The sequence below is a fragment of the Pseudomonas sp. SDI genome (assembly GCF_003105155.1).
Taxonomy (GTDB): domain Bacteria; phylum Pseudomonadota; class Gammaproteobacteria; order Pseudomonadales; family Pseudomonadaceae; genus Aquipseudomonas.
Genome location: NZ_QETK01000010.1, coordinates 119,993 through 140,686 on the forward strand (window position 1 = coordinate 119,993; position 20,694 = coordinate 140,686).

At 63.5% G+C, this 20,694-nt stretch carries 17 protein-coding genes; 13 read left to right on the forward strand and 4 right to left on the reverse strand.

The window, feature by feature from the left end:
- The first annotated feature begins 2 nt into the window (after nucleotides 1-2).
- From murD to lpxC, 9 genes are all read left to right on the forward strand, one after another.
- Complete coding sequence (gene murD, locus DCO48_RS09010; RefSeq protein ID WP_116550253.1) at nucleotides 3-1,349, forward strand: UDP-N-acetylmuramoyl-L-alanine--D-glutamate ligase; 1,347 nt, start codon at nucleotides 3-5, stop codon at nucleotides 1,347-1,349.
- Entirely contained in the window at nucleotides 1,346-2,560 is a 1,215-nt protein-coding gene (ftsW, locus tag DCO48_RS09015) for a putative lipid II flippase FtsW (RefSeq protein WP_116550254.1), read from the forward strand. The genes murD and ftsW overlap by 4 nt, the downstream gene beginning before the upstream one ends.
- Nucleotides 2,550-3,629, forward strand: a complete 1,080-nt coding sequence (gene murG, locus DCO48_RS09020; RefSeq protein WP_116550255.1) for an undecaprenyldiphospho-muramoylpentapeptide beta-N-acetylglucosaminyltransferase — start codon at nucleotides 2,550-2,552, stop codon at nucleotides 3,627-3,629. The genes ftsW and murG overlap by 11 nt, the downstream gene beginning before the upstream one ends.
- Entirely contained in the window at nucleotides 3,622-5,076 is a 1,455-nt protein-coding gene (murC, locus tag DCO48_RS09025) for a UDP-N-acetylmuramate--L-alanine ligase (protein WP_116550256.1), read from the forward strand. Before murG ends, murC begins: the two co-directional genes overlap by 8 nt.
- The gene (locus tag DCO48_RS09030; RefSeq protein WP_116550257.1) at nucleotides 5,073-6,032 is read left to right on the forward strand and encodes a D-alanine--D-alanine ligase; all 960 of its coding nucleotides are present in this window, start codon (nucleotides 5,073-5,075) and stop codon (nucleotides 6,030-6,032) included. Before murC ends, DCO48_RS09030 begins: the two co-directional genes overlap by 4 nt.
- A 4-nt stretch (nucleotides 6,033-6,036) precedes the next feature.
- Nucleotides 6,037-6,903: a cell division protein FtsQ/DivIB gene (locus DCO48_RS09035; protein ID WP_116550258.1), complete on the forward strand. Its 867-nt coding sequence runs from the start codon at nucleotides 6,037-6,039 to the stop codon at nucleotides 6,901-6,903.
- Nucleotides 6,904-6,918: 15 nt separating this feature from the next.
- Nucleotides 6,919-8,172 (forward strand): cell division protein FtsA, encoded by a 1,254-nt coding sequence (gene ftsA, locus DCO48_RS09040; protein WP_116550259.1) that lies wholly within the window; start codon nucleotides 6,919-6,921, stop codon nucleotides 8,170-8,172.
- Nucleotides 8,173-8,228: 56 nt separating this feature from the next.
- Entirely contained in the window at nucleotides 8,229-9,425 is a 1,197-nt protein-coding gene (gene ftsZ, locus DCO48_RS09045) for a cell division protein FtsZ (protein WP_116550260.1), read from the forward strand.
- Between the two features lie 112 nt (nucleotides 9,426-9,537).
- A complete protein-coding gene (gene lpxC / locus DCO48_RS09050) occupies nucleotides 9,538-10,449 on the forward strand; it encodes a UDP-3-O-acyl-N-acetylglucosamine deacetylase (protein WP_116550261.1) in 912 nt (303 codons plus the stop codon).
- Nucleotides 10,450-10,532: 83 nt separating this feature from the next.
- Here the strand turns inward: lpxC and DCO48_RS09055 are convergent, their stop codons facing one another.
- Nucleotides 10,533-11,006 carry a DUF721 domain-containing protein gene (locus tag DCO48_RS09055; protein ID WP_116550262.1) on the reverse strand — a complete coding sequence of 158 codons (474 nt, stop codon included), beginning with the start codon at nucleotides 11,004-11,006 and terminating at the stop codon, nucleotides 10,533-10,535.
- A 282-nt stretch (nucleotides 11,007-11,288) separates the two neighbouring features.
- Here DCO48_RS09055 and secA point away from each other — a divergent pair, with 282 nt between their 5' ends.
- The 4 genes from secA (at nucleotide 11,289) to DCO48_RS09075 (ending at nucleotide 17,040) form a co-directional block, all read left to right on the forward strand.
- Entirely contained in the window at nucleotides 11,289-14,024 is a 2,736-nt protein-coding gene (gene secA, locus DCO48_RS09060; RefSeq protein ID WP_116550263.1) for a preprotein translocase subunit SecA, read from the forward strand.
- Between the two features lie 126 nt (nucleotides 14,025-14,150).
- Nucleotides 14,151-15,368: a bifunctional glutamate N-acetyltransferase/amino-acid acetyltransferase ArgJ gene (gene argJ, locus DCO48_RS09065; RefSeq protein ID WP_116550264.1), complete on the forward strand. Its 1,218-nt coding sequence runs from the start codon at nucleotides 14,151-14,153 to the stop codon at nucleotides 15,366-15,368.
- 98 nt (nucleotides 15,369-15,466) lie between these two features.
- Entirely contained in the window at nucleotides 15,467-16,099 is a 633-nt protein-coding gene (locus DCO48_RS09070; RefSeq protein WP_116550265.1) for a glutathione S-transferase family protein, read from the forward strand.
- The gene (locus DCO48_RS09075) at nucleotides 16,096-17,040 is read left to right on the forward strand and encodes a Nudix family hydrolase (protein WP_116550266.1); all 945 of its coding nucleotides are present in this window, start codon (nucleotides 16,096-16,098) and stop codon (nucleotides 17,038-17,040) included. Before DCO48_RS09070 ends, DCO48_RS09075 begins: the two co-directional genes overlap by 4 nt.
- A gap of 81 nt (nucleotides 17,041-17,121) precedes the next feature.
- Here the strand turns inward: DCO48_RS09075 and DCO48_RS09080 are convergent, their stop codons facing one another.
- Genes DCO48_RS09080 through DCO48_RS09090 form a run of 3 tightly spaced genes read right to left on the reverse strand, consistent with a single transcriptional unit; the run spans nucleotide 17,122 to nucleotide 20,675 of the window.
- Complete coding sequence (locus tag DCO48_RS09080) at nucleotides 17,122-17,682, reverse strand: cob(I)yrinic acid a,c-diamide adenosyltransferase (RefSeq protein WP_116550267.1); 561 nt, start codon at nucleotides 17,680-17,682, stop codon at nucleotides 17,122-17,124.
- Between the two features lie 2 nt (nucleotides 17,683-17,684).
- Nucleotides 17,685-19,712 carry an ATP-binding protein gene (locus DCO48_RS09085; protein ID WP_116550268.1) on the reverse strand — a complete coding sequence of 676 codons (2,028 nt, stop codon included), beginning with the start codon at nucleotides 19,710-19,712 and terminating at the stop codon, nucleotides 17,685-17,687.
- Nucleotides 19,713-19,757: 45 nt separating this feature from the next.
- On the reverse strand, nucleotides 19,758-20,675 hold the full coding sequence (locus DCO48_RS09090; protein ID WP_116550290.1) for a putative 2-dehydropantoate 2-reductase: 918 nt from the start codon (nucleotides 20,673-20,675) through the stop codon (nucleotides 19,758-19,760).
- Between the last annotated feature and the right edge of the window lie 19 nt (nucleotides 20,676-20,694).

Genomic DNA, 20,694 nt, shown 5'->3' on the forward strand with positions numbered 1-20,694 from the left:
GCGTGTCCTTGATCGCATCTGACCACTTCCGCATCGTTGTCGGCCTCGGCAAGAGCGGCATGTCCCTGGTTCGCTTCCTGGCGAACCGGGGCGTTGCCTTTGCGGTGGCCGACACGCGCGAAAACCCGCCGGAGCTGGCGACCCTGCGTCGCGACTACCCGCAGGTGGAAGTGCGCTGCGGCGAGCTGGACATCGAGTTCCTCTGCCGCGCCGACGAGCTGTACGTGAGCCCCGGCCTGGCCCTGGCCACCCCCGCCTTGCAACAGGCCGCGGCCCGCGGCGTGAAGCTGTCCGGCGACATCGAGCTGTTCGCACGTAACGCCAGGGCGCCGATCGTCGCCATCAGCGGGTCCAATGCCAAGAGCACCGTTACCACCCTGGTCGGCGAGATGGCCGCAGCGGCAGGCAAGCGTGTGGCAGTGGGCGGCAACCTTGGTACGCCGGCGCTCGACCTGCTCAGCGACGATGTCGAGCTGTACGTGATGGAGCTGTCCAGCTTCCAGTTGGAGACCACCGATCAGCTCAACGCCGAAGTGGCCACCGTGCTCAACGTCAGCGAAGACCACATGGACCGTTACAGCGGCCTGCCGGCGTATCACCTGGCCAAGCACCGGATCTTCCGTGGCGCGCGGCAGGTGGTGGTGAACCGTCAGGACGCACTCAGCCGTCCGCTGCTGCTGGAGGGCCAGCCATGCTGGACCTTCGGCCTGAACACCCCGGATTTCAAAGCGTTCGGCCTGCGCGAAGAGCACGGCGAGAAGTACCTGGCGTTCGAATTCCAGAACCTCATGCCGGTGCGTGAACTGAAGATTCGCGGCGCGCACAACCAGGCCAACGCCCTCGCGGCGCTGGCCCTGGGCCATGCGGTGGGCCTGCCATTCGACGCGATGCTCAGTAGCCTGCGCAGCTTTGCCGGCCTGGCGCACCGTTGCCAGTGGGTCCGCGAGCGTAACGGCGTGAACTGGTACGACGATTCCAAAGCCACCAACGTTGGTGCCGCACTGGCTGCCATCGAGGGCCTGGGCGCGGACATCGACGGCAAGCTGGTGCTGGTTGCCGGCGGCGATGGCAAGGGTGCCGACTTCTCTGCGTTGCGTGCACCAGTAGCGGCACACTGCCGCGCCGTGGTGCTGCTCGGCCGCGATGCCGAGCGCCTGGCCGAGACCTTCGGCGATAGCGTGCCGCTGGTGCGCGTGCAGAGCCTCGACGACGCCGTGCAGCAATGTGCCGCACTGGCCCAGCCGGGCGACGCGGTGCTGCTGTCGCCAGCGTGCGCGAGCCTGGACATGTTCAAGAACTTCGAAGAGCGTGGGCGCCTGTTCGCCCAGGCGGCGGAGGGCCTGGCATGATCTTCGGCATCATCAAGCCTTACCCGTCGCCGCTGATCAGCGGCCGTGGCATCGACCTTGACTTCGCCTTCCTTGCCGGTTGCCTGGCGTTGCTCGGCCTGGGCCTGGTGATGATCACCTCGGCCTCGTCGGAAGTGGCTGCGGTGCAGTCGGGTAACCCGCTGTATCACATGTTCCGCCACCTGGTGTACGTCGGCCTGGGCGTTGCGGCCTGCGTGGTCACCATGATGGTGCCGATTGCCACTTGGCAGCGCATGGGCTTCATGATGCTGGTCGGCGCCTTTGCCTTGCTGGTGATGGTGCTGGTACCGGGCATCGGCCGGGAAGTGAACGGTTCGATGCGCTGGATCGGCTTCAGTTTCTTCAACGTCCAGCCTTCGGAAATCGCCAAGGTCTTCGTGGTGATCTACCTCGCCGGTTACCTGGTGCGGCGCCAGACCGAAGTGCGTGAAAGCTGGATGGGCTTCTTCAAGCCGTTCATCGTGCTGCTGCCCATGGCCGGCCTGCTGCTGATGGAGCCAGACTTCGGCGCCACCGTGGTGATGATGGGCGCGGCTGCGGCCATGCTGTTCCTCGGTGGGGTGGGGCTGTTCCGCTTCAGCCTGATGGTGGTGCTGGCGGTGGTGGCGGTGTTCGTTCTGGTACAGGCACAACCGTACCGGATGGCGCGTCTGATTACCTTTACCGACCCGTGGTCCGATCAGTTCGGCTCCGGCTACCAGTTGACCCAGGCACTGATCGCCTTCGGGCGTGGCGAATGGCTTGGCGTGGGCCTGGGCAACAGCGTGCAGAAGCAGTTCTACCTGCCTGAAGCGCACACCGACTTCGTGTTCTCGGTACTCGCCGAAGAGCTCGGCGTGGTTGGCTCGCTGGCCACGGTCGCACTGTTCGTGTTCGTCACCGTGCGCGCGTTGTACATCGGCCTGTGGGCAGAAAAAGCCAAGCAGTTCTTTGCCGCCTATGTGGCGTTCGGCCTGGCATTCCTGTGGATCGGCCAGTTCCTGATCAACATCGGGGTGAACGTCGGTCTGCTGCCGACCAAGGGCCTGACCCTGCCGTTCCTCAGCTACGGCGGCAGCTCGCTGGTGATCTGCTGCGCCTGCGTGGGCTTGTTGCTGCGTATCGAGTGGGAGAGTCGCACCCACCTGGGCAGTGAGGAACATGAATTCAATGAAAGCGATTTTGCCGAGGAGCCGAATCATGGCCGCTAACGGCAAGAACGTTTTGATCATGGCTGGCGGTACCGGCGGGCACGTGTTCCCGGCCCTGGCCTGTGCCCGTGAATTCCAGAGTCGCGGTTACAGCGTGCACTGGCTCGGGACCCCGCGCGGCATCGAGAACGAACTGGTGCCGCAGGCGGGCTTGCCGCTGCACCTGATCAACGTCAGCGGCCTGCGTGGCAAGGGCAAGCTGTCGCTGCTCAAGGCGCCGTTCACCTTGTTCAAGGCTGTGCTGCAGGCGCGTCGGATCATCCGTCGGCTCGATCCGGTCTGCGTGGTCGGCTTCGGTGGCTATGTCACCGGCCCTGGCGGTGTTGCGGCAAAACTGTGCGGCGTGCCGGTGGTGATTCACGAACAGAATGCCAAGGCCGGTACCGCCAATCGGCTGCTGGTGCCACTGGCCGGGCGTGTTTGCGAAGCGTTCCCTGATACGTTCGAGGCCAGCGACAAGCGCCGCACTACCGGTAACCCGGTCCGTGGCGAGCTGTTCCTGGAACCGCTTCGCGCACCGCTGGCCGGGCGCCGCGCGCGCCTGCTGGTATTGGGGGGCAGCCTCGGCGCCGAGCCGCTGAACAAGCTCTTGCCTCAAGCCCTGGCCCTGGTGCCGGAGGCGCTGCGCCCGGAAGTGTTCCATCAGGCCGGGAAAAATCACGACCAGGTCACCGCCGAGCGCTATCGCGACGCCGGGATCGAGGCTCAGGTAGAGCCGTTCATCAAGGACATGGCCCACGCCTATGGCTGGGCCGACCTGGTGGTCTGCCGGGCCGGTGCGCTGACTGTCAGCGAGCTGGCGGCGGCAGGCCTGCCGTCGATGCTGGTGCCATTACCGCACGCCATCGACGACCACCAGACCCACAACGCCCATTATCTGGCTCGCGAAGGTGCTGCCTTCCTGATGCCACAAGCGACAACTGGCGCAGCGCAGCTCGCTGAACGCCTGAACGAGGTGCTGATGCAACCGGAAAAACTCGACAGCATGGCCCGCACTGCGCGGCGCCTGGCCAAACCCGCTGCCACCAGCAACGTGGTCGATATCTGCCTGGAGGTGGCCCATGGTTGAGAATCAGAAAGCCATGCCACAGCCTGAAATGCGCCGTATCCGTCGCATCCACTTCGTCGGTATCGGCGGCGTGGGCATGTGCGGTATCGCCGAAGTGCTGCTGAATCTGGGCTACCAGGTGTCCGGCTCCGACCTCAAGATCTCGCCGGTCACCGAGCGTCTGGAGTCGTTCGGCGCCGAGATTTTCATCGGCCACCGTGCCGAGAACGCCGCCCGCGCCGATGTGCTGGTGGTATCCAGCGCCATCAACACCGCCAACCCGGAAGTCGCCAACGCGCTTGAGCGGCGTATTCCGGTGGTTCCGCGGGCCGAGATGCTCGCCGAACTGATGCGCTATCGCCACGGCATCGCCGTTGCCGGTACCCACGGCAAAACCACCACCACCAGCCTGCTGGCTTCAGTGTTCGCTGCCGGCGGCCTCGATCCGACCTTCGTCATCGGTGGCCGGTTGAACGCGGCGGGCACCAATGCCCAGCTCGGCACCAGCCGTTACCTGATTGCCGAGGCCGACGAAAGCGACGCCAGCTTCCTGCACCTGCAGCCGCTGGTGGCCGTGGTCACCAACATCGATGCCGACCACATGGCGACTTACGAAGGTGACTTCAACAAGCTGAAGAAAACCTTCGTCGAGTTCCTGCACAACCTGCCGTTCTATGGCCTGGCGGTGATGTGCCTGGACGATCCGGTGGTGCGTGAGATCCTGCCGCTGGTCAAGCGTCCGGCGGTTACCTATGGCTTCAGCGAAGAAGCCGACGTGCGTGCTATCAACGTGCGCCAGTCGGGCATGCAAACCCACTTTACCGTGCTGCGTCGCGACCGCGAGCCACTCGATGTGTCGGTGAACATGCCGGGCAACCACAACGTACTCAATGCGTTGGCAACCATTGCCATCGCCACCGATGAAGGCATTAGCGACGAGGCCATCGTCCAGGGGCTGTCGGGCTTCCAGGGGGTCGGTCGACGTTTCCAGGTGTACGGCGAGCTGCCGGTCGAAGGTGGTCAGGTCATGCTGGTCGACGACTACGGTCACCACCCGACCGAAGTGGCGGCAGTGATCAAGGCCGTGCGCGGTGGCTGGCCGGAGCGCCGCCTGGTGATGGTTTACCAGCCGCACCGCTACAGCCGTACCCGTGACCTGTACGACGATTTCGTCCAGGTCCTGGCCGATGCCAACGTGCTGTTGCTGATGGAAGTCTACCCGGCCGGCGAAGAGCCGATTCCGGGGGCCGACAGCCGCCAGCTGTGCCACAGCATCCGTCAGCGCGGCCAGCTCGACCCGATCTATATCGAACGTGGCGTGGAGCTCGCGCCGCTGGTCAAGCCGCTGCTGCGCGCCGGCGACATCCTGCTCTGCCAGGGGGCCGGTGACATCGGCGGGCTGGCCCCGCAACTGCTGAAGAGCCCGTTGTTCGCGGGTGCCGTTACCAGTCAGGAGAAGTCGAAATGACTGCTAGCCAGTACGCCACGCTGTACTCGGACATCGACCCGAAAGCCTTCGGCCGGGTTGCTGTGCTGTACGGCGGCAAGAGCGCCGAGCGCGAGGTTTCACTGAAGTCCGGCGCTGCGGTGATCGCTGCGTTGACGGCCGGCGGTGTCGACGTGGTCGGCATCGACGTTGGCGACGATCTGCTCAGCCGTCTGCAGAGCGAGAAAATCGACCGCGCGTTCATCATCCTCCACGGCCGTGGCGGCGAAGACGGCAGCATGCAGGGCTTGCTGGAGTGCCTGGGCATTCCTTACACCGGCAGCGGCATCCTCGCGTCGGCGCTGGCCATGGACAAGCTGCGCACCAAGCAGGTGTGGAAAAGCCTGGGTATTCCAACCCCGCACCACGCCGTGCTGGCCAGCGAAGCCGATTGTATTTCTGCGGGCGCGGAACTGGGCTTCCCTTTGATCGTCAAACCGGCCCATGAAGGCTCCAGTATCGGTATGGCGAAAGTGAGCAGCGTTGAAGAATTGATCGTTGCCTGGAAGGACGCCGCTCACTACGACTCGCAAGTGCTGGTCGAGCAATGGATCAAGGGGCCGGAGTTCACCATCGCGGTACTGCGTGGCCAAGTGTTGCCGCCGATTGCCCTGGGTACCCCGCACACGTTCTACGACTACGACGCCAAGTACATCGCCAACGATACCCAGTACCGCATTCCGTGCGGCCTGGAGGCGGCCAAGGAACAAGAACTGATCGACCTGACTGCGCGCGCGTGCGAGGCCATCGGCATTGCCGGTTGGGGCCGCCTGGACGTGATGCAGGACGAGCAGGGCAATTTCTGGCCACTGGAAGTCAACACCGCACCGGGTATGACCGACCACAGCCTGGTGCCTATGGCAGCCCGCGCGGCGGGCCTGGACTTCCAGCAACTGGTGCTGGCGATCCTGGCCGATAGCGTTCAGGCGCGAGGTTAAGCCCATGCAAGGCGCGATGGTACGTCATCAGCAACCCGCCACCGGCCGCAAGCCGGTGCCGCGCGGTGCCAGCCGGATGGTGGCCAAGGAGCCACTGTCGGCGCGCCTGCCCAAGGCCAATTTCAGTGTTTTCAAACGCCTGCTGTGGCCGGTGGTGCTGGTAGTCGCCGGGTTCGGCGCTTACGAAGGCGCGCAGCGGCTGATGCCGTATGCCGACCGTCCGATCACCAAGATCGCGGTGCAGGGCGACCTCAGCTACATCAGCCAGCAGGCGGTACAGCAACGGATTGCGCCCTATGTGGCAGCGAGTTTTTTCACCGTCGACCTGGCGAGCATGCGCGCCGAGCTTGAGCAGATGCCGTGGATCGCTCATGCCGAAGTGCGTCGCGTGTGGCCGGACGAAGTGGTGATTCGCCTGGAAGAACAGTTGCCGGTCGCGCGTTGGGGCGACGAAGCCTTGCTCAATAACCAGGGCCAGGCTTTCACCCCACGCGAGCTGGCCAACTATGAGCACCTGCCGCAGCTGTTCGGGCCGCAGCGGGCGCAGCAACAAGTGATGCAGCAATATCAGGTACTGAGCCAGATGCTGCGTCCGTTGGGCTTCTCGATTGCCCGTCTGGAACTGCGCGAGCGTGGCAGCTGGTTCCTGACCACCGGCGCCGGCAGTGCCGGTCCGGGCATCGAGTTGCTGCTCGGGCGTGACCACCTGGTGGAAAAGATGCGCCGCTTCATTGCCATTTACGACAAGACGCTCAAAGAACAGATCACGAACATCGCCCGCATCGATCTGCGTTATGCCAATGGCCTGGCCGTTGGCTGGCGGGAACCGATTGCACCGACGACGGCCAAACCCGCCGTTGCGAAGAATTAGAGAGAGGCAGGACCCATGGCAAATGCGCATAGCGGCAAAATGATCGTCGGGCTGGATATCGGCACCTCCAAGGTGGTTGCACTGGTGGGCGAAGTCGCCGCCGACGGCACCCTGGAAATCGTCGGCATCGGCACTCATCCCTCGCGCGGGTTGAAAAAAGGCGTGGTGGTGAACATCGAGTCCACCGTGCAGTCGATCCAGCGGGCCGTCGAAGAAGCCCAGCTGATGGCCGGTTGCCGGATTCACTCGGCGTTCGTCGGCGTGGCCGGCAATCATATTCGCAGCCTGAACTCGCACGGCATCGTCGCCATCCGCGACCGTGAAGTCAGCGCCGCCGACCTCGAACGCGTGCTCGACGCCGCCCAGGCCGTGGCCATCCCGGCGGATCAACGGGTCCTGCACACCCTGCCGCAAGATTACGTGATCGATAACCAGGAAGGCGTGCGTGAGCCACTGGGCATGTCCGGCGTCCGTCTGGAAGCCAAGGTGCACGTGGTGACCTGCGCGGTGAATGCGGCGCAGAACATCGAAAAATGCGTGCGTCGCTGCGGCCTGGAAATCGACGACATCATCCTTGAGCAACTGGCGTCGGCCTACTCGGTACTGACCGACGACGAGAAAGAGCTGGGCGTGTGCCTGGTCGACATCGGCGGTGGCACTACCGATATCGCGATCTTCACCGAAGGCGCGATCCGCCACACTGCGGTGATCCCGATTGCCGGCGACCAGGTCACCAACGACATCGCCATGGCGCTGCGTACCCCGACCCAGTACGCCGAAGAAATCAAGATCCGCTACGCCTGCGCCCTGGCCAAGCTGGCCGGTGCCGGCGAAACCATCAAGGTGCCGAGCGTTGGTGACCGTCCACCCCGCGAGCTGTCGCGTCAGGCCCTGGCCGAGGTGGTCGAGCCACGCTACGACGAGCTGTTCACCCTGATCCAGGCTGAGCTGCGCCGCAGCGGCTACGAGGACCTGGTGCCTGCCGGCATCGTCCTTACTGGCGGTACCTCGAAGATGGAAGGGGCGGTGGAACTGGCCGAAGAGATCTTCCACATGCCGGTGCGCCTGGGCGTGCCGCATAGCGTCAAAGGGCTGAGCGATGTCGTGCGCAACCCGATTTATTCCACCGGTGTGGGCTTGCTCACCTACGGCCTGCAGAAGCAGACCGACGGCGTGACCCTGCCCGGTATCAGCAGCAACAGCTATGGCGATGAACCGAAGGCCCCTGCGTTCGAGCGGTTCAAACGTTGGGTTCAGGGCAACTTTTAACGTTTCAAAGCAGTAGTAGTAGGCGCAAAAACTAGAGAACTGAAAGGAGAGGGAAAATGTTCGAGCTCGTAGACAACGTCCCGCAAAGTCCGGTCATCAAAGTGATCGGCGTCGGTGGCGGCGGTGGCAACGCCGTCAATCACATGGTCAAGAGCAACATCGAAGGCGTCGAGTTCATCTGCGCCAACACCGATGCTCAAGCGCTGAAAAACATCGGCGCGCGGACCATCCTGCAACTGGGTACCGGTGTGACCAAGGGCCTGGGCGCTGGCGCCAACCCGGAAGTCGGCCGCCAGGCTGCACTGGAAGACCGTGAGCGCATCGCCGAAGTGCTGCAGGGCACCAACATGGTCTTCATCACCACCGGCATGGGCGGCGGTACCGGTACCGGTGCTGCGCCGATCATTGCCGAAGTGGCCAAGGAAATGGGCATCCTCACCGTTGCGGTGGTGACGCGTCCGTTCCCGTTCGAAGGTCGCAAGCGCATGCAGATTGCCGACGAGGGTATCCGTGCACTGGCTGACAGCGTCGACTCGCTGATCACCATTCCGAACGAAAAACTGCTGACCATCCTCGGCAAAGACGCCAGCCTGCTGTCGGCCTTCGCCAAGGCCGACGACGTTTTGGCCGGTGCCGTTCGCGGTATCTCCGACATCATCAAGCGTCCGGGCATGATCAACGTCGACTTTGCCGACGTACGGACCGTGATGAGCGAAATGGGCATGGCAATGATGGGCACTGGCTGCGCCAGCGGTCCGAACCGTGCGCGTGAAGCGACCGAAGCGGCCATCCGCAACCCGCTGCTCGAAGACGTCAACCTGCAGGGCGCTCGCGGCATCCTGGTGAACATCACCGCCGGTCCGGACCTGTCGCTGGGTGAATACTCCGACGTCGGTAGCATCATCGAAGCGTTCGCTTCCGATCACGCGATGGTCAAAGTCGGTACCGTTATCGATCCAGACATGCGCGACGAGCTGCACGTTACCGTGGTGGCCACTGGCCTTGGTGCGAAGATCGAGAAGCCGGTCAAGGTGATCGACAACACCCTGCAAAGCGCTTCGCTGCAGCAGCAAACTCCGGCTCCGGCCCCTGTGCGCAACGAGCAGTCGTCGGTGAACTACCGTGACCTGGAACGCCCGACAGTAATGCGCAACCAGGCTCACGCCGGTGCAGCAGCGGCGGCCAAGCTTAATCCGCAAGACGATCTGGATTACCTGGACATCCCGGCTTTCCTGCGTCGCCAGGCTGATTAATGAAATTTATCAGGGGTATAGGGGTGATTGGTATTCAGCAAAGGCCGGGTCTGCTATTATCCCCAGCCTTTGTTGATACCAGTTCGCAATTTGCGCTGAAGCGGCCAATGCCATGATTAAACAACGCACCCTGAAGAATATTATCCGTGCCACAGGTGTCGGCCTGCACTCTGGGGAAAAGGTTTACCTGACCCTCAAACCGGCTCCTGTGGATACCGGCATCGTATTTTGCCGCGCCGACCTCGACCCTGTCGTGCAGATCCCTGCACGTGCAGAGAACGTCGGTGAGACCACAATGTCGACCACGCTGGTCAACGGCGATACCAAGGTAGACACGGTAGAGCACCTGCTCTCGGCCATGGCTGGCCTGGGCATCGATAACGCCTACGTCGAGCTCTCCGCGTCCGAAGTGCCGATTATGGACGGCAGCGCAGGGCCCTTTGTATTCCTGATTCAATCTGCCGGCCTGGAAGAACAGGACGCAGCCAAGAAGTTCATCCGCATCCTGCGCGAAGTGACAGTGGAAGACGGCGACAAGCGCGCTACTTTCCTGCCGTTCGACGGGTTCAAGGTGAGTTTCGAGATCGATTTCGATCACCCGGTGTTCCGTAACCGGACTCAAAGTGCCAGCGTGGACTTTTCCAGCACCTCGTTCGTGAAGGAAGTCAGCCGCGCCCGTACCTTCGGGTTCATGAGCGACATCGAGTACCTGCGCAAGCATAACCTCGCCCTCGGCGGTAGTGTGGAGAACGCTATCGTGGTGGACAAGGATGGCGTGTTGAACGAAGACGGCCTTCGCTACGAAGACGAATTCGTCAAGCACAAGATCCTCGATGCTATCGGCGACCTCTATCTGCTGGGCAACAGCTTGATCGGCGAGTTCAAGGGCTACAAGTCCGGGCACGCGCTGAACAACCAGCTGCTGCGTAAGCTGATGGACGAAAAAGATGCTTGGGAAGTGGTGACTTTCGAAGATGCCAGTACGGCACCGATCTCTTACATGCGTCCGGTTGCGGCAGTGTAAGTACGAACACTCTCTTCTTTAGTTTTTGAGGCCACCTCCGGGTGGCCTTTTTTATGGGCGTTGGCGCGGCTGGCGGGGCTGGCCTATTCCTGTTCAGGCGGCGCCTCTTTGGCCTTCCCATGACTGGCCAAGCGTTCCAGGGCAGCCCTCAGCTTGGGGTCGCTGATCCCCTCGGCCGTCGCCTGGATGTTCTGTGCCGACTCGCTGGAAATATCCATCGGGTGCCCACCCACCCGTGGTGTAGTCGCCGTCGGCTGCACCTTGAACAGGATCCGGTTCAGGCTGGCAAACGCTTCAAGTGCCTGCAGTTGGCGCTGGAGGCGCTTCTGCTGATAGCGCAGGCGCGTTGCCCAATGCCCGTCGGTGACGATCAGCAACAGTGTGCCCTCACGCCATGACGCTACATGACAATGCTCGCGCGCGGCCGGCTGCAATTGGCTTTCGAGCAGGCGCTGCAACTGGGCCAGGCGCTGGGCCTGACTGAACAGGGCCTTGAGTGGCCGGGCTTCACGCAGCAGGACAGCCGGAGCACGAGCGGGCAGGGGGCGAAAGGCCATGTAGGGACACCAGAAGTTACAGTGCCGCCATCTTAACAGATTGCCCGCCGGGTACCTGTCGCGGCGGTCCCTGCGTGAAACTTCACCCGGGTGGGTTGAAGTTGACGAAAAAGCCCTTATTGTAAAAAAGCCCCGTCAAAGCGCTGTGCCAGCATCGTGGACATCCGCCACTTTCCTCACCATCGTTTCCGGGTAGAATGCTCGTTCGCATGCGGCCATAAGGGCTGCACGGGCGACTCACGGGGCCGCCCTCCATCCCTACGTGTGGAAGATCCTGCCGATATGTTTGCGCCTTTGTTAAAAAAACTTTTTGGAAGCAAGAACGAGCGTGAAGTAAAACGCATGCTCAAGACGGTGCAGTCCGTCAATGCCTTCGAAGAGAAGATGGTCGCCCTCTCGGACGAACAGCTGCGGGCGAAAACCGCAGAGTTCAAAGAGCGCCTGGCCAAAGGCGAGACCCTCGACCAGTTGCTGCCGGAGGCCTTCGCTGTCGCGCGCGAGGCCGGCAAGCGGGTCATGGGCATGCGCCACTTCGACGTCCAGCTGATCGGCGGCATGACCTTGCACGAAGGCATGATCGCAGAAATGCGTACCGGTGAAGGCAAGACCTTGGTCGCAACCCTGGGCGTGTACCTCAATGCACTGTCCGGCAAAGGGGTGCACGTGGTCACGGTCAACGACTACCTGGCCCGCCGCGACGCCAACTGGATGCGCCCGCTGTATGAATTCCTCGGCCTGACCGTCGGCGTTGTCACGCCGTTCCAGCCGCCCGAAGAGAAGCGCGCGGCCTACGCTGCCGACATCACCTACGGCACCAACAACGAATTCGGTTTCGACTACCTGCGCGACAACATGGCCTTCAGCATGGAAGAGAAATTCCAGCGCGAGCTGAATTTCGCCGTGATCGACGAAGTCGACTCCATCCTGATCGACGAAGCGCGGACCCCGCTGATCATCTCTGGCCAGGCCGAAGACAGCTCCAAGCTGTACATCGAGATCAACAAGCTGATCCCGCGCCTGCGCCAGCACATCGAAGAAGTCGAAGGCCAGGTCACCCAGGAAGGCCACTTCAGCATCGATGAGAAGACCCGTCAGGTCGAACTCAACGAAGCCGGTCACCAGTTCATCGAAGAGATGCTCACCCAGGTCGGTCTGCTGGCCGAAGGCGAGAGCCTCTATTCGGCGCATAACCTGGGCCTGCTGACTCATGTCTACGCTGGCCTGCGTGCGCACAAGCTGTTCCATCGCAACGTCGAATACATCGTCCAGGACGGTCAGGTATTGCTGATCGACGAACACACCGGGCGGACCATGCCGGGTCGTCGTCTGTCCGAGGGCCTGCACCAGGCCATCGAAGCTAAGGAAAACCTGAATATCCAGGCCGAAAGCCAGACTCTGGCTTCGACCACCTTCCAGAACTACTTCCGTCTGTACAACAAGCTGTCCGGCATGACCGGTACCGCCGACACCGAAGCGTTCGAATTCGCCCAGATCTACCAGCTCAACGTGATGGTGATACCACCGAACAAGCCGCTGGCCCGTAAGGACTTCAACGACCTGGTCTACCTGACCGCCGAAGAGAAGTACCAGGCGATCATTGCCGACATCAAGGAAAGCATGGCCCAGGGCCGTCCGGTCCTGGTCGGCACCGCGACCATCGAAACCTCCGAGCACATGGCCAACCTGCTGCAGAAGGAAGGCATCGAGCACAAGGTTCTGAACGCCAAGTACCACGAAAAAGAAGCCGAGATCATTGCCCAGGCCGGTCGTCCGGGGGCGCTGACCATCGCCACCAACATGGCCGGTCGGGGTACCGACATCCTCCTGGGGGGTAACTGGGAAGTCGAAGTCGCGGCCATGGACAACCCGACGCCGGAGCAGATCGCTCAGATCAAGGCCGATTGGCAGAAGCGTCACCAGCAGGTGATCGAGTCCGGCGGCCTGCACGTGATCGCCTCCGAACGTCACGAATCGCGCCGTATCGACAACCAGTTGCGGGGCCGTTCCGGCCGTCAGGGCGACCCGGGTTCGAGCCGCTTCTACCTGTCGCTGGAAGACAGCCTGATGCGCATCTTCGCCTCCGACCGGGTGAAAAACTTCATGAAGGCCCTGGGCATGCAGTCCGGCGAAGCCATCGAGCACCGCATGGTCACCAACGCCATCGAAAAAGCCCAGCGCAAGGTCGAAGGTCGCAACTTCGACATCCGTAAGCAACTGCTCGAATTCGACGACGTGGCCAACGAGCAACGTAAAGTCATCTACCACATGCGTAACAGCCTGCTGGCCGCTGACAATATCGGTGACACCATCGCCGACTTCCGTCAGGAAGTGCTCGACGCCACCGTGGCCCAGCACATTCCGCCACAGTCGCTGCCCGAACAGTGGGACGTGGCCGGTCTGGAAGCCTCGCTGGCCAGCGACTTCGGCGTGAAACTGCCGATTCAGCAATGGCTCGACGAAGACGATCACCTGTACGAAGAAACCCTGCGCGAGAAGCTGCTCAACGAGCTGCTGGCGGCCTACAACGAGAAGGAAGAGCAGGCCAGTGCCGATGCCCTGCGCACCTTCGAGAAGCAGATCCTGCTGCGCGTACTGGACGACCTGTGGAAAGACCACCTGTCGACCATGGACCATCTGCGTCACGGTATCCATCTGCGCGGCTACGCCCAGAAGAACCCGAAGCAGGAGTACAAGCGCGAGTCCTTCAACCTGTTCCAGGAACTGCTCGATTCGATCAAGCGCGACACCATCCGCGTGCTCTCGCACGTTCAGGTACGCCGCGAAGACCCGATCGAAGAAGAAGCCCGCCTGCGTCGCGAAGCCGAAGAACTGGCTCAGCGCATGCAGTTCCAGCACGCCGAGGCCCCTGGCCTCGAAGCGGCAGAACTGCAGGAAGAAGGCGCCGATGTGGCTGTCGCCGCTGCGCCCGTGCGCAACGAGCAGAAGCTTGGCCGCAACGAGCCTTGCTGGTGCGGTTCGGGCAAGAAGTTCAAGCAGTGCCACGGCAAGATCGACTGATCACACCGCCGTTGCTTCACGCTGACATCTGAACACCGCGCCGCGACTGGTTCCCACCGTCGCGGCGTTGTTCCATCTCAAGCGCCGTCGTTGTCGACGCGGCGCACATTTTCTAGGAGCGCTTACATGGCTGTTGGTCTTGGTCCGTTGCCGACGTTGCACCCGGTTCCCGGTTTCGAACTCGGTATTGCCTCTGCGGGCATCAAGCGTCCCGGGCGCAAGGATGTGGTAGTGATGCGCTGTGCCGAAGGTTCCAGCGTTGCCGGTGTGTTCACCCTGAACGCCTTCTGTGCCGCCCCGGTGATCCTCGCCAAGCAGCGCGTACAGGGCCCGGTACGCTACCTGCTGACCAATACCGGCAATGCCAACGCCGGTACCGGCGCCCCTGGCCTGGCTGCTGCCGAGCGCACCTGCGCCAAGCTGGCCGAGCTGACCGGCGTCGACGCCAGCGCCGTGCTGCCGTTCTCCACCGGGGTGATCGGTGAGCCGCTGCCGGTCGAGAAGATCGAAGGCGCATTGCAGGCGGCCCTCGACGACCTGTCGGAAAACAACTGGGCGGCTGCCGCCACCGGCATCATGACCACCGACACCCTGCCCAAGGGGGCCAGCCGCCAGTTCCAGCATGACGGCGTGACCATCACCGTTACCGGCATCAGCAAGGGCGCCGGGATGATCCGGCCGAACATGGCGACCATGCTCGGCTACATCGCCACCGACGCCAAAGTGGCCCCGGCGGTGCTCAAGGACCTGCTACTGGACGGCGCAAACAAGTCGTTCAACCGCATCACCATCGACGGCGACACCTCGACCAACGACTGCTGCATGCTGATCGCCACCGGTAAAGCTGCCGTGGCCGAAGTCCGCGAAGCCAGCGGCGCACTGTTCGAAGCGCTGAAAAAAGCCGTGTTCGAGGTGTGCATGGAGGTCGCCCAGGCCATTGTCCGCGACGGCGAAGGCGCGACCAAGTTCGTCACCGTGCAGGTCAATGGGGGGGCTAACCACCAGGAATGCCTGGATGTCGGCTATGCCGTGGCGCATTCGCCGCTGATCAAGACCGCGCTGTTCGCATCCGACCCGAACTGGGGGCGGATTCTGGCTGCCGTCGGCCGTGCCGGCGTACCGGAACTGGATGTCAGCCTGATCGATGTGTACCTGGACAACGTCTGTATCGCCAGCCAGGGTGGGCGCAGTGCGACTTACACCGAAGCGCAGGGTTCGGCGGTGATGGCTCAGGAGGAGATCACCATCCGTATCGAACTCGGCCGTGGCCAGTGCAGCGAGACTATCTGGACCACCGACCTGTCCCACGAGTACGTGAAGATCAACGCCGAATACCGGACGTGATGTGCTGCGGCCGCTGAAGCGGCCGATCGCCGGCCAGGCCGGCTCCTGCAGGAGCCGCGCCAGCCGGTCTCTTCTCAGAAATCGACGGAGCGACCTGCATGAGCTACCACCTGATCATCGGCGACAAACTGTATTCCTCCTGGTCGTTGCGTGGCGCCCTGGCCCTCGAACTGGCGGGCCAGGCCTATAGCGAGACCCTGATCAAACTCAACCAGGCGGACACCCGCGCCCGCCTGCTCGCGTTCTCCGCCACCGGCAAGGTGCCGCTGCTGCAGTGCGAGCACGGGATCATTGCCGACTCGCTGGCGATTGCCGAATACCTCAACGAGCGTCACCCCGAAGCCAATCTCTGGCCGACCGACGTTGCCGCGCGTGCCCAGGCACGTTCGGCCTGTGCGCAGATGCACAGCGGCTTCTTTGCCCTGCGCGGTGCCATGCCGTTCGACCTGTCCCGCGACGAAGCGCTGGCAAGCCTGCCGCTCGACGTGCAGCAAGACATCGACCGGATCGTCGCCCTATGGGCCGAATGCCGCCTGGCAGCCAAGGTCAGCGGACCGTTCCTGTTCGGTGCGCCGAGCCTGGCTGATGCCTTCTTCGCCCCGGTGGCGGTGCGCCTGCGTACCTACCGGGTAGCGGTGCCGGCAGAGGCTGCGGCGTATATCGAGACGATCTATCAGTGGCCGGCCTTCCAGGCCTGGCAGAAAGCCGGTCTGGCGGAGCGTGCAGGGTGAAACGGATACATGTAGCCGCGGCGGTTATTCGCGGCGTCGACGGACGCATCCTGATCGCGCGCCGCGCCGACAGTCAGCATCAGGGCGGCTTGTGGGAATTTCCGGGCGGCAAGGTCGAGCTTGGCGAGGCGGTCGAGCACGCACTGGCCCGCGAGCTGCAGGAAGAGCTGGGCATCGTGGTGACGGCCGCCCGACCGCTGATTCAGGTCAAGCATGACTACCCGGACAAGCAGGTATTGCTGGATGTCTGGGAGGTCAGTGGGTTTACCGGCGAACCGCATGGTGCCGAAGGCCAGCCACTGGCCTGGGTGAGCACGCGCGAGCTGCCGCAGTATGACTTCCCTGAAGCCAACCGGCCGATCGTCGCGGCGGCGCGTTTGCCCGGTGAGTACCTGATTACCCCGGATGGACTGGAGACGCCGCAGTTGTTGCGCGGTATCCAGAAGGCCGTGGCCAGCGGGATCAAGCTGGTGCAGTTGCGCGCGCCGAACATGTACGACCCCAAGTACCGCGACATTGCGGTGGATGCGGTCGGCCTGTGCGCCGGCAAGGCGCAGTTGATGCTCAAGGGGCCGCTGGAGTGGTTGGGTGACTTCCCTTCGGCGGGCTGGCACCTGACTTCCGAGCAGTTACGCAAGTACGCCAGCAAGGGCCGGCCGTTTCCGCAGGAGCGCTGGTTGGCGGCGTCGTGCCACAATGCCGAAGAGCTGGTGTTGGCCGAGCAGATGGGGGTGGATTTTGTCACCCTGTCGCCGGTGCAGGCGACCCAGACCCATCCCGAGGCCACGCCGCTGGGGTGGGAACAGGCCACGGGGCTGATCGAGGGCTTCAGCAAGCCGGTGTATCTGTTGGGCGGTGTCGGTGCCGCCGAGCGGGAGAAGGCCTGGCAGGCAGGGGCGCAGGGCGTTGCCGGGATTCGGGCGTTCTGGCCTGAGGTCTGAGGCGTCTGCGGTTGCGGGACGACCACTCCCACAGTGGATCGGTGCATGCTGTGGGAGCGGGCTCGTCCCGCGATGAGCTCCTCAAGGTCTGGCCGCAGCCTCCCACAACACCTCCGCCACACCCTGGCGCCGGCCAATCAGCCGTGCCGCTACAAACAGCAAGTCCGACAAGCGGTTGATATACGCCAACCCTACCCCGGCCAGCGGCTCCAGCGCATTCAAGTGCTGGCAGCGGCGCTCCGCACTCCGGGCCAGGCTGCGACACACATGCGCCTGTGCCACCAACGCCGAGCCCCCCGGCAGAATGAAGTTCTCCAGCGGCCCCAGCTCCTCGTTCCAGCAATCGATCACCGTTTCCAGGCGGGTCACCTCGGCCGCATTCAGCGCCTGGTAACTCGGCATCGCCAACTCGCCACCGAGGTCGAACAGCCGATGCTGGCAAGGCGCCAATACCGCCACCAGCTCGTTCAAGCCTGCTGCCGCCAGCCCCGCCAGTAACACGCCAAGCTGGCTGTTCAGCGTATCCACCTCGCCAATCGCCTCGATGCGCGGGTGGTCCTTGGGCACCCGGCGACCATCGCCCAGGCCGGTTTCGCCCTTGTCGCCGGTGCGGGTGTAAATCTTCGACAGCCGAAAGCCCATGTTCATGACTCCGTAAGGGAGGAAGGTAGCGCCGGGTTGCTCAGCGGCAGCCGCAGGGTAAAGCAGGTGCCCTGACCCGGCGCCGACTGCACTTCCATCTGGCCCTTGTGATTGTTGGTAATGATGAAGTATGAAACCGACAGGCCAAGGCCGGTGCCCTGGCCGATTTCCTTGGTGGTGAAGAACGGTTCGAAGGTGCGCTTGCGCACCGCCTCGGGCATGCCGATGCCGTTGTCTTCGACCTGAATTTCCGCCCATGGCGGGTTGAGCCGCGTACGCAGGGTAATGCGCCCCGGCTCGCTGTCGTCCTCGCGCAGGTGAATGGCCTGGGCAGCGTTCTTCAGCAGGTTCAGCAACACCTGCTCCAGCTCGTTGGCCGTGCCCGGCACCGGTCCCAGTTGCGGGTCGAACTGGCGGACGATGGCCTGGCCCTTGAAGTCGAAGCCGAGGGTCAGGTCGAAGTCGTTGCCGGCAATCTCCACCGCCTGGTCGATCAGCGCCGGCAGGTCGCAGGGTGCCATCTGGCGGTTACTGCGGCGGCTGAAACTGAGCATGTGGGTGACAATCTTCGCCGCCCGCGTGCCTGCCTGCTGGATGCCGTCGAGCAATTGCGGGACCTGGCGTCCTTCGAGGTAGCGGTTGACCGTGTTCAGGTCGATACCGGCCTCGTCGGCCTGCTCGACGTTTTTTGGCAGGTCCGGCGACAGCCGCCGACGGATGTTCTGCACGTTGTGCAGGATCGCCCCCAGCGGGTTGTTGATCTCGTGGGCCATGCCCGCAGCCAGGCCGCCGACTGAGAGCATTTTCTCCGACTGCACCATCATTTCCTCCAGCGACAGGCGCTGGGTAATGTCGTCGATACGGATCACCACGCCGCGCCCGCCACCGCCCATCAGCGGGTAGAAGGTCAAGGCGTAGTGGCGGGGGTCCTCGCCACGGGTCCAGGTCACCCGCTCGATCTTCGCCACGCGGTGTTTCTCGACGCTCTCCTTGAGCTGCGGCAGGAACGGCTTGAGCGGCTCGAATGCGAGGAAGATCGGCTGGTTCAGCGCCTCGTCCAGCGGCGTCCCGGAGAGTGCACTGGCCTCCTGGTTCCATTGGGTGACATACAGTTGCTCGTCGAGCGCGATCAAGGCCGAGGGCATCGAGTCGATGATGCTGTTGAGGTAGTTCTGGAAGCCGGTGAGCTTTTTCTCGATCTTGCTTCGAACCTGGACTTCCAGCTCCAGCTTGCGATTGGTATGGCGGGTTTCCTCGGCCAGACCCTGGGCCTGGTCGTAGGCGTCCTGAAATTCGTCGCGGGTGCGTTTGAGCTGCTGTTCGCGGGCTTCGATGCGCGACAGCATGGTATTGAAGGCCTCGGCCAGGCTGCCGATCTCGTCGCGGTTGCCGGGGCGCGCGCGCAGGGCGTAGTTCTCCTCGCGGGTCACCTGGCGCGACAGCTGTTCCAGCTGGTAGATCGGCTGGGTGATCAGGCGCTTGATCTGCCGGGCGATGACCATCCACAGCAGCACGCTGAACACCAGGATACCCAGGCTGGCGGTCAGCGTACCGGTGTAGAACGCCATCGGCAGCTCGCTGCTGGCCATCAGCAGCAGATGCCCCGGCGGGCTGCCTGGGCGCGGCACGGGTACCAGTTGGGTGCTGCGGAATTCGGTCAGGCGCCAGTTCTCGATGTTGCGGTAGCGTTTGGGCAGCGGTAGCGGTTCGCCATGCTGCAACTGCGCCAGTAGCTTGCCATCCGAGCCATACACCGCCGCAGCGCGCAGCGGCGTGTAGCTGTCGAGCTCCTTGAGCAGGCTGTTGGCAGCCTCCGGCGAGTTGATCGCCTGCTGCGCCAGTTGCGGGTTGGACACCAGCCGGCCGATGGTCTGCAACGCCTGCGGCGCCATGGCTTCCTGGGAGATCCAGTAGGCGGCGCTGATGAAGGTCAGGTTGGCGACCAGCAGGATAGTGATCAACAACACCAGCAGGGCCGCCAGCAGCTTCTGGCCGACCGGCAGGTTTTCCAGGCGTTCGCGCAAGGGCATGTGAAGACGGGATCCTGTGGGTGGAAGGGCAGGGTAACGCCGCGTTCAGTCGCTGGGCAATCCGCGTGCGTTCAGCTGTTCGACCAGGCGCCGGTACAGCCGTTCCAGGTGCGGCACCGGCTGGCCATGGCGGGCGGCAGTCCGGCAGGCGTGGCCGAGCAGGTAGTGGATCTCGGTGCGCCGGCCCTGGCGAACGTCCTGGTACATGGAAGAGTAGTTGGCCGACGTGGCCTGGATCACCCGCTCGACTTCCTCGCCAAGTGCCTGCGCCGCCTCGGGCTGGCCGCAGACCTTGAGCAGGTCGGCCAGCTCGGCACACAGCGTGGCGACTTCGCAGCGATGTTCCAGCAAGCCGCCGTTGCGGCATTCGTGCAGCACGGTCAGCGGGTTGATTGCACAATTGAGCGCCAGCTTGCGCCACAGTCGGGTGAGGATGTCCGGCGTCCACTGGTGCGGGATGCCGGCATCGACCAGTTCGTCGAGCCACGCCGGCGGTGCCGGGTTGGCCGGGTCACCGAGCCAGTTGAAGCCATGCCCGGCGAAATTCACCTGCCAGTCGCTTTCCCGGAAGGCGCCTTCGGTGCTCGACGCCGACAGGCAGCGCACGTGCGGGACCAGGGTGGCCACCGCATCCTGGCTGCCAAGGCCATTCTGCAGCAGGATCAGGTCGGCATCCCTGGCCAGCCGCGGGGCGATGCTGGCGACGGCGCGTTCGGCGTCATAGGCCTTGCACGCCAGCAGCAGGCGGTGGATTGGCCCGCTGGCAGCCGCAGTTTCCGCTGGAATGGCGTGCTGCTGGGCCTGGCCCTGTTCGACCAGGGTCAGGCCGCCGGCGGCCTGGTAGGCGGCCAGTCGTTGTGGGTCGCGCAGGATCAAGCGGACCGCCTTGCCGGCGCGGGCCAGCCGGCAGGCCCAGAGGCTGCCCAGACTGCCAGCGCCGAGAATATGCCAAGTGCTGCTCATCAGCGTTTCGCAACCGTTA